Here is an 11,469-nt window from a genome sequence, read left to right as displayed (position 1 = left end):
GTACGTGCAGTGCCGGACCATTGTCAGGGCCGGTCGCGGGTGCTCCGTACCGGCGGGCGCCCGGTCACGACCTTGGGGCGGTCCCGGTCTCCGGAGCGCAGCACACCGGCGAAGACGGCGAGACCCGAGGACAGGAAGGTCACCAGCGCGAACGAGACCACCAGGCTGGTCGCCTGCGCCAGCGTGCCGATCGCGCTCGGGGCGATCAGGCCCGACGTGTACGTGATGGTGGCGACGCCCGCGATGGCCTGGCTCGGGTTCGGGCCGCTGCGGCCGGCCGCCGCGAAGCACAGCGGGACGACCACGGCGATGCCCAGACCCATCAGCGCGAAGCCGGACATGGCGAGCGCCGGGTGGTCCGCGAGGACGATCAGCAGACCGCCGAGGGTGGCGAGGACGCCGCCGGCGCGGACCGTGCGGACCGAGCCGTAGCGGTCGACCACCTTGTCGCCCGCGATCCTGGCGAGCGCCATGGTGAGGGTGAAGCCGGTGGTGCAGGCCGCGGCGAGACCGGCGGACGTGCCCAGCTCGTCCTCCAGGTAGATCGCCGACCAGTCGAGGCTCGCCCCCTCGGCGAACACGGCGCAGAACCCGACCGCGCCGATCAGCAACGCCGACCTCGGGGGCAGGGCGAAGCGCGGCGGGGGCTCCTCGTCCTCGGCGGGCTGGAGGTCCAGCACCCAGGTGCAGGCGACCAGGCCCAGCAGGGTGAGGCAGGCGGCGGCCAGCGCGTGGTGCAGCCGGGCGTCCGTGCCGAGGTGCGCGGCGAGCGTGCCGCCTGCGGAGCCGATCAGGGCGCCGGCGCTCCACATGCCGTGCAGCCCGGACATGATGGAGCGGCCGAGGCGGTTCTCGATCTCGACGCCGAGCGCGTTCATCGCGACGTCCGCCATGCCGGCCGTGGCGCCGAAGGTGAACAGGGCCAGGCAGAGCGCGAGCAGGCCGGGCGCGAGGGACGGCAGGGTCAGCGACAGCGTCCACAGGGCGAGCAGTCCGCGCAGGGCGGTACGGGCGCCGAAGCGATGGCTGATCCGGCCCGCGAGCGGCATCGCGAGCGAGGCGCCGAGGGCGGGGAAGGCGAGCGCGAGGCCGAGCTGGCCGGGGCTCACCCCGGCGTGGTCCTGGATCCAGGGGACCCGGGTGGCGAACGAGCCGGTGACCGCGCCGTGCACGGCGAACACGGCGGCCACGGCGTACCGGGCGCGTATCACCTCTCGGTGCTGGTGGATCACGTCTTTCATCTTCCCGCCCCTTGCCACGTCTCGGCCGACCGCGTCCGGCGGTAAATTATCAGGGACCCTGCCTGATAGATAGTGGGCGAGACGCGACAGGCGCATCTGGAAGGATCCCGGCATGCCCGCATCCCCGAGCACCGCGCGAGCCATCAACGACCGGCTCGCCCTGCGGCTGTTGCAGCAGGAAGGGCCGTTGACGGCCGGGCAGCTGAAGCAGCTGACCGGCCTGTCCCGGCCGACCGTCGCCGACCTCGTCGAACGCCTCTCCGCCGCCGGCCTGATCGAGGTGGCAGGCGAGGCCGGCGAGCAGCGGCGCGGCCCCAACGCCAAGCTGTACGGCATCGTCGCCGGCCGTGCCTATCTGGCCGCGCTCGACGTCCGCACGGAAGGGGTCTCCGTGATCGTGTCCGACCTGCTCGGCCGGGTGCTCGCGGAGGCGTCCGTGCCGATCGGCGACGACACGGGCACCGGGCCGGCGGTGGACCAGGCGGTCGCGCTGGTCGAGCGGGCGGCGAAGGAGGCCGGGGCCATGGAGGCGCCCCCGCGCGAGGGCGTTCGGGCGTGGGGGAGGCTGCACACCGTCGGCATCGGCGCGCCCGGTCTGATCGACCCGGCCACCGGGGAACTCCGCGACTCCTCCGGCCTGCCCGCCTGGCACCGGCGCCTCGTCGCGGCTCTCCAGGAACGTCTGCCGCAGGCCCGGGTCATCGTCGAGAACGAGACCAATCTCGCGGCGCTGGCCGAGCAGCGGGAGGGTGCCGCCCGGGACCGGGACACATTCGTGCTGCTGTGGCTGGGGCAGGGCACGGGGGCCGCGGTGGTGCTGAACGGATCGCTGCGGCGCGGGGCGTCCGGAGGCACCGGGGAGATCGGCTTCCTGCCGGTGCCGGGGACGGGCGGGCTGCCGTCGGCGACTGACTGCGCGGGCGGCTTCCACTCGCTGGCGGCGGCAGGGGCGATCGTGGCGCTGGCGGGGGAATGCGGGATGCGCGTGCGGGCCGAAGGCGGCGGAGCCGAGGCCGCGGAGGTGGTGCGCGGGGCCGTCGCCCTCGCGGCCGGAACTCCCGGAGCCGATGCCGACGCCGCCGCCCGGTTCCTCGACGCCCTCGCCGATCGGCTCGCCCTCGGTGCGGCCTCCGTCGTCGCCGTGCTGGACCCCGGGTGCGTGGTGCTCGGCGGGGAGGTGGGGCAGGCAGGTGGTGAGATGCTCGCCGGCTTGGTGGACGGCCGGGTGCGGCGGATGTCGCCGCTGGCCACGGAGGTGCGCGCCGGTGTGCTGGGCGGCGGCGCCGTCCTGCGCGGGGCGCTGCTGACGGCGCGGGACCGGGCCCAGGACGAGTTGTTCGCACCTCCTGGGAGGTAGGCCGGTCAGGCCCTGGGGCGCCGGTCAGGCCACCTGAGGCACGCCCTCCGGTCGTGGCCCCGGTTTCACGCCCTGCGGCCGCCCTCGATGCGCACCGCGACGTACTCCTCGAACGTGCCCTTGCCCACGGCCTGCTCCGGCGCCAGATGACCGCCGTCGCGGAAGGCCCGGTACGTCCGGCCCCACAGCGGCACGTTCACGAGGCGCCGGGGGTGGCCCGTGGCCCTGAGATAGGTGCGGGCCAGCGACTCGAACGTCCGTATCTCCGGGCCGCCCATGTCCTCGACCCGCCCGGCGGGCCCACCCGACGCCAGCTCCGCGAGCCGCGACGCGACCTCGGTGACCTCGATGGGCTGGTCCTTCAGCCCGGCCGGCAGCAGCATGACCGGCGGCCTGGACAGGGTGTCGAACAGGCGGACGAGCAGGTCGTGGAACTGCGTGGCGCGCAGCACGGTCCAGCCCAGGCCGGACTCCTCGATCAGCCGCTCCACCGCCAGCTTGGTCTTGTAGTAGCCGAAGGGCACCCGGTCGACCCCGACGATCGAGATGTAGACCACGTGGCCCACCCCGGCCCGCCGTGCCGCCGCGGTCAGATGTGCCGCCGCCTCCTCGTCGCCGCCGCCCGGAGCGCTCGCGCAGTGCACGATCGTGTCCACACCGGCGACAGCCATGTCGAGCACGGTGCCGCCCTGGCGCAGATCGACGGCGTACGGCTGGGCGTGCCGGCTGAGCACCCGCACGTCGTGCCCGTCCGCGTGCAGCCGCTCGGTGAGGACCCGGCCGAGGGTTCCGGTACCGCCGGTCACCAGGATCGTGGTCATGGTGTTCAGCCCCTTCGGACGCCGTGCGCTCCGGGGCGGAGCGCCCTTCGCCGGCGGGGGCCGAGTAGCCCTCCTGGAACGCGGCAACCGCGGGACGGCTGCTCACGGACGCGCCGGCGCACGTCGTACGAGTTCCAGCTTGTCCGGATTCGGCCCGGCTCGCAGTTCGGTGGCCGGCCCCGTGCGGAGCGAAGCCCGCGCCGCGCGAGGCCGGGGCCTTGCGGAGCGCGGGCGTTCCTGGGGAGACCCGGCGGCGGGCAAGGGCCGTCGTCACCGCCGCCGGGCCCGTTCCGAGCGGGGTCAGCAGCTGCCGAGGTCCTGCCAGACCCCCCACTCACCTGTGGTGCCGGGCTCCTCGCCCCTCGTCCACCACTTGGCCTTCCACGAGTGCCCACGATGGGCCACCGTGCTACCTCCGCCGTACTCGGTCATGGCGTTCCAGGCCGGAGCCGTGCACTGCCCGGTGCCGCCCGTCGGGCTCGCCGTCGGGGAGGGGGTCCCCGTGGGGGAGGGCGTCGGCGTGGGAGTCCCCGCCCCGGGCTCCACCAAAGTCGTCCCGCGCGCCAGATCCCCGGCCAGCGCGTACGTCTTCCCGCCGAACGTCACCGTCCAGTTCGACGGCGTCGACACCGGCAGGTAGTACACGAAGTCCAGCTCCACCGAGGCGCCCGGCGCCAGCGTCTGCCAGCCGGGGAGCTTCAGCGAGACCCGGTGGTGGTCACCCTTGAGGCCGCCGGTGTTCGGCCCGGTGTGGTCACTGCGGATCACCGAAGTGCCCCAGCCCGACTGGTCCTTGGCGTTGCCGGGGGCCGAGGTGCCGTAGTCGAACCGGAACTCCGTACCCCCGGGCAGTGCCGTGCTCGTCCGGTTCGTGATCTTCAGCTTGGGGCTGATCGGGTAGTTGGAGTCGCCGAGCGGGAACTGCCCGAACTCCACGTCGATGTTCAGCGCCTCGGCCGGCAGCTCGATCGTCGACCGCTTCGCGCCGTACGGCGAGGCGGACTTGAACCTCTCGTACATCGCGGACGTCAGCGTCGACCCCGGCTCGTACTGCCCCTTGGCCGCGTTCCACCCGTAGTCGCCGGCCAGCTCCCAGATCATCGTGCCGCCGATGCCCCGGTCGACCACGTAGTCCGCCTTGGCGCGCACGGACTGCTCGTCCTCCGTGGACAGGAAGACCTTCTTCTCGGCGTTCCACAGCCAGGGCGCGACCAGCGTGGCGTCGTACTTCCGGGCGTACGTCCCGGTCAGCGTCGTGCCGGCCGGGAAGCCGTACCGCGTGACGTAGTCGCCGACGATGCCCTTCTCCAGGTTCTTGGCGTGCCACATCGGGTTGGAACCGGCCGGCGACTCCTTGCCGTTGTCGTCCTTGTCGTGCCACAGGTTGTCGATGCCGACCGCGCCGTCCCCGCACTTGGCGAGACCCGAACCGGCCGGGCAGCTCGTGGCGGGAGCCCTGCCCCACAGGCCGTCGGCGCCGCCGGTGACGTTCTTGAACCCCCGGGTGTAGTAGGGGAGACCGATGTTGATCCGCCCGGCAGGCATCGAGCCGCGGAAGTAGTGGTACGCCCAGTCGGTGTTCAGATATCCGATGCCGCCGTACTGGGAGGTGGAATAGACGCCCGCCGCCGCGAGTTCCGCGTCCTTCCCGTCGTCGAAGAGGGAGGCGTTCGGACCGACGTACTCGTTCCAGGCGCCGTGCAGGTCGTACGACATGATGTTGACGTAGTCCAGGTACTTCTGGACCTGGAAGGTCTCCATGCCGCGCAGCAGATATCCGGAGGAGGGCGCCGCCACCGTCAGCAGATAGTGCCGGCCGTCCGCCGCGCCGGCCCGGTCGAGCTTCTCCCGCAGGGTCTTCATCAGGGCCGCGTAGCCCTTGACCAGACCGGCCCGGCGGGCGTTGGCGACGGGCCAGTCGAGCGGGTGGCCCGCGTCCTTCATGGTCGTCGGGTACTCGTAGTCGATGTCGACGCCGTTGAAGCCGTACTTCCTGAGGAAGTCGACCGCGGAATTCGCGAAGGTGTCGATGCCGGCCTGGTTGACCGAGCCGTCGGCGTTCGTGGCCATCGAGTAGAAGCCGCCGGAGCCGACCCGTGTGCCGTTGTCGTCGAAATAGCCGCCGGTCTCCGCCCAGCCGCCGACCGAGATCAGCGTCTTGACGTCCGGGTGCTGTTTCTTGAACTTGCTCAGCAGGTTGAAGTGCCCCTTGTAGGGGAGAGCCGGGTCCATCTCGGCACCGGCCACGCCCGGCCAGGACATTCCGGTCGCCGGATTGGCGGTTCCGTCCGTGCCGACGGAGATCTTGTTGCCGGAGCCGACGTGCGCGAAGGCGTAGTTGATGTGGGTGATCTTGTCCCACGGGATGTCCGACGCCAGATAGGCGGGCGTGCCGTCCTTTCCGGTGCGCCAGCCGGTGAAGTAGCCGATCACCCGGCGCTGGTGGTCGGCACCCATCTTCTCCCGGCCCGCAGTGTCGTAGACCGAGCAGTACGGGACGTTCACGCCGGGGGTCCGGTACAGCCCGTCGGGGCGGCAGGACTCCTGGTCGGCCGCATGCGAGACGGTGGCCGGAAGGCTCGCGAGGACCAGCCCGGCGACGGCCCCGGCGGCGGCGAGCAGGGCGGGTCTGGATCTGAGACGTGAGGGCGACAGCACGATCGGTTCCTCTCCACGGAGTTGCGCAGACCCTAGAGAGGACTAGACCATTGCGTCAATAGGTCTGTACCAATTGGAAAGGGTGCTCGGCGCACGGGAGTTGGGGTGGGCCTCGGCCCGTCCGGGATGTCCAGCGACAGGGCCTGTGAGCCACCCCACATCGCTCGCCCGTATGGACGCCGATCGGGCGTGGCACACTGGCCGTGTACCAGTAGCAGCGCACTCCGGGGTCGGTGAAAGTCCGAACCGGCGGTTACAGTCCGCGACCCGGTCGCCTCCAGCGGCCGGTTGACCAGGTGAAATTCCTGGACCGACGGTTAAAGTCCGGATGGGAGGCAGTGCGCGGCGAGCGGGCATTCGTGCGCGCCGCCGACCGTGATCGTCCCCTGCGGGACGAGTCCGTCCGGCGTCGTCCCCGGTGTCCTCGCTCGTGATTCTGTCGTCTCGACAGCCCCGGAGTCCGTGCCCGAAGAGGCAGGAGGACCCGGGAAGTGTTCACCGGAATCGTCGAAGAGCTGGGCGAGGTCACCGCCGTCGAGAACCTCGGCGACGCCTCCCGCTTCCGGCTCCGTGGCCCCGTCGTCACCGAGGGGGCACAGCACGGCGACTCCATCGCCGTCAACGGCGTGTGCCTCACCGTCGTGGAGCACGAAGGCGACGAGTTCACCGCCGACGTCATGGCCGAGACCCTCAAGCGTTCCAGCCTGGGCGTCCTCACCGTCGGCTCCCGCGTCAACCTCGAACGTCCCACCGCCGTGGGCGCCCGCCTGGGCGGCCACATCGTGCAGGGCCACGTCGACGGCACCGGGACCGTCCTGGAGCGCACCCCCTCCGAGCACTGGGAGATCATCAAGATCTCCCTCCCCGCGGACCTCGCGCGCTACGTCGTCGAGAAGGGCTCCATCACCGTCGACGGCATCAGCCTCACCGTCGTCGACGCCGGCGCCGACCACTTCACGGTCAGCCTGATCCCCACCACCCTCGCGCTGACCACCCTCGGCCTCAAGCAGCCCGGCGACCCGGTCAACCTCGAGGTCGACGTGATCGCCAAGTACGTGGAGCGGCTGCTCGCCGGTCAGGGAGGCACCCGGTGAACTGGCTCAACTCCGAGGCGTTCACGCTCTTCGGCCAGCACATCAAGTGGTCGGACATGATCGGCAACCTGATCGGCCTGATCGCCCTGGCTCTCGGCTGGCGCCGGTCGATCTGGACCTGGCCCGCCCAGTTCCTCTCCGGCCTCATCCTCTTCGCCGCCTTCGCCACCGCCCACCTCGCCGGCAGCGCGGGCAAGCAGATCGTCGTCATGCTCGTCGCCGGCTACGGCTTCTGGCAGTGGAACCGCGGCCGGCAGCAGGCGCAGGACGGCTCCATCGCCATCCGGTTCGCCACCTGGCGCGAGCGCGGTGCGCTGCTCGGCGCCGCGGCGCTCGGCACCCTCGCCGTCGGCGGCCTGTTCACCGCGTACCCGTCCCTGTCCTGGGACCCCTGGCCGGACGCCTACATCTTCGTCGGCACCGTCGTCGCCATGTACGCCCAGGCGCGCGGCATGGTCGAGTTCTGGTTCGCCTGGCTGCTCGTCGACCTGGTCGGCGTGCCCCTGAACTTCGCCAACGGCTTCGCCTTCTCCGGCTTCGTCTACGTCATCTACGGCGCACTCGTCCTGTGGGGCCTGCGCGACTGGTGGCTGCGCTCCCGCAAGGACGCGCGGCCCGTCCTGGAAGGAGCACCGGCATGACCGCGGCCACCGTCCTCTACGACACCGAAGACTTCGACCTCACCCTCGACCCGGTCGAGCAGGCCGTCGCCGACATCGCCGCCGGCCGCCCGGTCGTGGTCGTCGACGACGAGGACCGCGAGAACGAGGGCGATCTCGTCATCGCCGCCGAGAAGGCCACCCCGGAGATCGTCGCCTTCATGATGAGCGAGTGCCGCGGCCTGATCTGCGCCCCCATGGAGGCCGAGGAACTGGACCGGCTGCGCCTGCCGCAGATGGTCGAGGACAACACGGAGTCGATGAAGACGGCGTTCACCGTCTCCGTGGACGCCTCCGCCGCCCACGGCGTGAGCACCGGCATCTCGGCCTCCGACCGGGCCACCACGCTGCGGCTGCTCGCGAGCGGCACCGCCGAGCCCACCGATCTCGTACGGCCCGGCCACATCTTCCCGCTGCGTGCCAGGTCCGGAGGCGTCCTCACCCGCAACGGCCACACCGAGGCCGCCGTCGACCTCGCCCGCCTGGCGGGCCTGCGCCCGGCCGGCGCCATCGTCGAGATCGCCGGCGAGGACGGCCGGATGCTGCGCCTGCCCGAACTGGTCCCGTTCGCCCGCAAGCACGGCCTGACGATCATCTCCATCGAGGACCTGATCGCCTACCGCCGCAGCTCCGAGCCCACCGTCCGCCGCGAGGCCGAGACCCGGCTCCCCACCGCGCACGGCACCTTCACGGCGTACGGCTACCGCTCCACCGTCGACGGCGTCGAGCACGTCGCCCTGGTGCAGGGCGACCTCGGCGACGGCGCGGACGTCCTGGTGCGCGTGCACTCCGAATGCCTCACCGGCGATGTCTTCCACTCCCTGCGCTGCGACTGCGGTCCCCAGCTGGAGACCTCCCTGGAGCGCATCAACGCCGAGGGCCGGGGCGTGGTGGTCTACCTGCGGGGGCACGAGGGCCGCGGCATCGGCCTGCTGTCCAAGCTGCGCGCGTACGAACTCCAGGAGCGCGGCCGGGACACCCTCGACGCCAACCTGGAGCTCGGCCTGCCCGCCGACGCCCGTGACTACGCGGCCGGCGCGCAGATCCTCGCCGACCTCGGCGTGCGCAGCGTGCGGCTGATGACCAACAACCCCGAGAAGACCGACGCGCTCGTCCGGCACGGCATCGCGGTCACCGAGCGCGAGCCGATGCCCGTACAGGCGGGCGAGCACAACCTCCGCTACCTGCGCACCAAGCGGGACCGGATGGGCCACGACCTGCCCTGGCTGGACACGCCCGCCGTGACCACCTGCGGCAACCAGTAAGAGAAGAACCGAGGAGAAACGTGAGCGGCAAGGGCGCACCGGAACTGTCCGTACGCAATGTGGGTGACCTGCGGGTCGCCGTCGTCGCGGCGCAATGGCACGAAAAGGTGATGGACGGTCTGGTGGACGGGGCGCTGCGCGCCCTGCACGATCTGGGCATCGACGAACCGACCCTGCTGCGGGTCCCCGGCAGCTGGGAGCTCCCGGTCGTCGCCAAGGTCCTCGCGGGCCGCGGCTACGACGCGGTGGTCGCCCTGGGCGTGGTGATCCGCGGCGGCACCCCGCACTTCGACTACGTGTGCCAGGGCGTGACGCAGGGCCTCACCCAGGTGTCCGTCGACACCGGCGTCCCCGTCGGCTTCGGCGTCCTCACCTGCGACACCGAGGAGCAGGCCCTGGACCGGGCCGGCCTGGAGGGCTCCAGCGAGGACAAGGGGCACGAGGCCGTGACGGCGGCGGTGGCGACCGCGGCTACGCTGCGTTCAGTATCTGAACCCTGGCGTTAGGTCGCGGGGCAGAACACGTAGAGTGGGCGGCACCATGTCCAAGAAGACGTTCGAGGAGCTCTTCACCGAGCTCCAGCACAAGGCCGCCCACGGCGATCCCGCCACTTCCCGCACCGCGGAGCTGGTCGACAAGGGCGTCCATGCCATCGGCAAGAAGGTCGTCGAGGAGGCCGCCGAGGTCTGGATGGCCGCCGAGTACGAGGGCAAGGAGGCGGCCGCCGAGGAGATCTCGCAGCTGCTGTACCACGTCCAGGTGATGATGGTCGCCCGCGGGATCTCCCTCGACGACGTCTACGCCCACCTCTGAGCACCAGCCCCCACCGCACCCACCGCACGAACGAAGGAAGCCGACCTCATGCTGCGCATCGCCGTCCCCAACAAGGGTTCCCTCTCCGGCCCTGCGGCGGACATGCTGCATGAGGCCGGCTACCAGCAGCGCCGCGAGGCCAAGGAGCTGCGGATCGTCGACCCGGTCAACGACGTGGAGTTCTTCTACCTCCGCCCCCGGGACATCGCGATCTACGTCGCCTCCGGACAGCTCGACATCGGCATCACCGGCCGTGACCTGCTGATCGACTCCGGCGCGGACGCCGAGGAGATCCTGCCGCTCGGCTTCGCCCGTTCCACCTTCCGCTACGCCACCAAGCCGGGCATCATCGGCGGCCTGGCGGACCTGAAGGGCAAGACGGTCGCCACCTCCTACGAGGGCATCGTCGCCCGCCACCTCGCCGACAACGGCATCGACGCCTCCGTCGTCCACCTCGACGGCGCCGTCGAGACGGCCATCCAGCTCGGCGTGGCGCAGGTCATCGCGGACGTCGTCGAGACCGGCACCAGCCTGCGCAACGCGGGCCTGGAGGTCGTCGGCGAGCCGATCATGAAGTCCGAGGCCGTCGTCATCCGCCGTACCGGCGCGGACGGCGAGGAGCCCAAGGTGCAGCAGTTCCTGCGCCGCCTCCAGGGCGTCCTGGTGGCACGGACGTACGTGATGATGGACTACGACTGCCGCGTGGAGCAGCTGGAGAAGGCCGTCGCGCTCACCCCCGGCCTGGAGTCGCCGACCATCTCGCCGCTGCACAACGAGGGCTGGGTCGCCGTGCGCGCCATGGTGCCCGCCAAGGACGCCCAGGGGATCATGGACGACCTGTACGACATCGGCGCCCGGGCCATCCTGACCACCGCCATCCACGCCTGCCGCCTCTGAGGACACCGCACCGCATGTCGGACCTGCCCACGCTGCCCGTCACCTTCCGGCCGGGCCGCACCCGCGCCGTTCTGCTCACCGCGGCCGTCACGACCTTCGTCGTCGTGTCGACGATCGCGCTGCTGCTGGACCGGCTCGGCCCCGGAGAGCGGATCAGCTTCATCTTCACGGCCGCCCTGCTGGCGGGCGTGGCGCTGATGCTGGCCCGCCCGAAGGTCGTCGCCGACGAGAGGGGTGTCACCGTGGTGAACTTCGCCAGCACGCGCCGCCTCGAGTGGGCGCAGATCGTGCAGGTGCATCTGCGGGTCGGCGACCCGTGGGTGTTCCTGGACCTCAGCGACGGCACCAGCCTGCCCGCGATCGGCATCCAGCCCGGTATCGCCAAGGCCCAGGCCATCGCCGACGCGCGGGCGCTGCGGGCGCTGGTCGAGGCCCGCTCCGGTGAACATCGGGCCTGACGCGGCGCCGTTCACCCTGCCGTGCCGGCCGGTGTCTTGATTAATCTGTTGGCGGAGGCGTTTTCCGTGACGCCTCCGCCCCTGTTGTGCCGGCCCGGCGCACAGGGGCTCCTGCGACCCGAGGAGTGACCCTCTCCGGCGATGGACGGATCGTCCTGCAGTACCTGCGCCGCCCCCTGCCGACATAGCGCGGAGGCGGCGGCATC

The 11,469-nt window shown here is 71.5% G+C and carries 11 protein-coding genes and 1 riboswitch; of the genes, 8 read left to right on the top strand and 3 right to left on the bottom strand.

Annotation, left to right across the window (positions count from 1 at the left end; genetic code table 11):
* Nucleotides 1–23: 23 nt before the first annotated feature.
* Nucleotides 24–1,241 (bottom strand): MFS transporter, encoded by a 1,218-nt coding sequence (locus ACIHCM_RS28010; RefSeq protein WP_399901439.1) that lies wholly within the window; start codon nucleotides 1,239–1,241, stop codon nucleotides 24–26.
* Nucleotides 1,242–1,353: 112 nt separating this feature from the next.
* Here ACIHCM_RS28010 and ACIHCM_RS28005 point away from each other — a divergent pair, with 112 nt between their 5' ends.
* Nucleotides 1,354–2,598, top strand: a complete 1,245-nt coding sequence (locus ACIHCM_RS28005) for an ROK family transcriptional regulator (RefSeq protein WP_399901436.1) — start codon at nucleotides 1,354–1,356, stop codon at nucleotides 2,596–2,598.
* A gap of 65 nt (nucleotides 2,599–2,663) precedes the next feature.
* Here ACIHCM_RS28005 and ACIHCM_RS28000 read toward each other — a convergent pair whose 3' ends face one another.
* Nucleotides 2,664–3,419: an SDR family oxidoreductase gene (locus ACIHCM_RS28000; RefSeq protein ID WP_399901433.1), complete on the bottom strand. Its 756-nt coding sequence runs from the start codon at nucleotides 3,417–3,419 to the stop codon at nucleotides 2,664–2,666.
* A 300-nt stretch (nucleotides 3,420–3,719) separates the two neighbouring features.
* Nucleotides 3,720–6,077 (bottom strand): chitinase C-terminal domain-containing protein, encoded by a 2,358-nt coding sequence (locus ACIHCM_RS27995; protein ID WP_399901430.1) that lies wholly within the window; start codon nucleotides 6,075–6,077, stop codon nucleotides 3,720–3,722.
* 215 nt (nucleotides 6,078–6,292) lie between these two features.
* Nucleotides 6,293–6,423: riboswitch (FMN riboswitch) on the top strand.
* A gap of 145 nt (nucleotides 6,424–6,568) precedes the next feature.
* Here ACIHCM_RS27995 and ACIHCM_RS27990 point away from each other — a divergent pair.
* From ACIHCM_RS27990 to ACIHCM_RS27960, 7 genes are read left to right on the top strand one after another with little or no spacing between them, the layout of a single operon-like run.
* Nucleotides 6,569–7,171 (top strand): riboflavin synthase, encoded by a 603-nt coding sequence (locus ACIHCM_RS27990; RefSeq protein WP_399901427.1) that lies wholly within the window; start codon nucleotides 6,569–6,571, stop codon nucleotides 7,169–7,171.
* Entirely contained in the window at nucleotides 7,168–7,812 is a 645-nt protein-coding gene (locus tag ACIHCM_RS27985; RefSeq protein WP_399901424.1) for a nicotinamide riboside transporter PnuC, read from the top strand. The genes ACIHCM_RS27990 and ACIHCM_RS27985 overlap by 4 nt, the downstream gene beginning before the upstream one ends.
* Complete coding sequence (locus ACIHCM_RS27980) at nucleotides 7,809–9,095, top strand: bifunctional 3,4-dihydroxy-2-butanone-4-phosphate synthase/GTP cyclohydrolase II (protein WP_399901421.1); 1,287 nt, start codon at nucleotides 7,809–7,811, stop codon at nucleotides 9,093–9,095. Before ACIHCM_RS27985 ends, ACIHCM_RS27980 begins: the two co-directional genes overlap by 4 nt.
* A 20-nt stretch (nucleotides 9,096–9,115) precedes the next feature.
* A complete protein-coding gene (ribH, locus tag ACIHCM_RS27975) occupies nucleotides 9,116–9,601 on the top strand; it encodes a 6,7-dimethyl-8-ribityllumazine synthase (protein ID WP_399901418.1) in 486 nt (161 codons plus the stop codon).
* A gap of 34 nt (nucleotides 9,602–9,635) precedes the next feature.
* Nucleotides 9,636–9,908, top strand: a complete 273-nt coding sequence (locus ACIHCM_RS27970; RefSeq protein ID WP_004990764.1) for a phosphoribosyl-ATP diphosphatase — start codon at nucleotides 9,636–9,638, stop codon at nucleotides 9,906–9,908.
* A gap of 48 nt (nucleotides 9,909–9,956) precedes the next feature.
* Nucleotides 9,957–10,805, top strand: a complete 849-nt coding sequence (hisG, locus tag ACIHCM_RS27965) for an ATP phosphoribosyltransferase (protein ID WP_399901415.1) — start codon at nucleotides 9,957–9,959, stop codon at nucleotides 10,803–10,805.
* A gap of 14 nt (nucleotides 10,806–10,819) precedes the next feature.
* On the top strand, nucleotides 10,820–11,263 hold the full coding sequence (locus ACIHCM_RS27960; RefSeq protein ID WP_399901412.1) for a PH domain-containing protein: 444 nt from the start codon (nucleotides 10,820–10,822) through the stop codon (nucleotides 11,261–11,263).
* Nucleotides 11,264–11,469 lie beyond the last annotated feature (206 nt).

Source organism: Streptomyces sp. NPDC052023, assembly GCF_044548465.1.
In the GTDB taxonomy this organism is placed as follows: Bacteria; Actinomycetota; Actinomycetes; order Streptomycetales; family Streptomycetaceae; genus Streptomyces.
This window is presented reverse-complemented; position numbering and strand designations above follow the sequence as displayed.